This window comes from Dellaglioa sp. CoH-57-MRSF-20 (assembly GCF_056781955.1).
Genome location: NZ_JBXAXV010000183.1, coordinates 1 through 347, shown reverse-complemented (window position 1 = coordinate 347; position 347 = coordinate 1). Strand labels below are relative to the sequence as shown.

Here is a 347-nt window from a genome sequence, read left to right as displayed (position 1 = left end):
ACCAAGATGTGTGGACGCTGCTCTCGGACGGCAAATTCTCCAGCGACTCGACCGTGTTTGCCGAGATCGAAATGATGCTGGCTTATCGCGAGAACTCGGTGCGCAAGATCGAAGAACCGTCAACCGATGATGACAAGGCAGAAGAGGACAAGAAAAAGAAGGAAGAGCCGTTCCGTATCACACCGTGGCAGGCGCGCGAGTTCAAGAAAACGCTGCGTCTGGCCGAAAGTATTCGCGAGATCATGAGCTGGGATGAAGTGAAGTTGGCTTCGGTGCTGGAGAATGCGCTCGGCCGCGAATCGTGGGAAATCGACTACACGAAGCTCGTCATCTTCATCAGCGGCAAC

General features: G+C 54.5%; 1 protein-coding gene. It reads left to right on the top strand.

The genetic code is table 11. From position 1 onward, the window contains the following. Nucleotides 1–347: hypothetical protein (locus tag AC1RPN_RS08695; RefSeq protein ID WP_481763793.1), on the top strand; the 347-nt coding region annotated here is incomplete at both ends.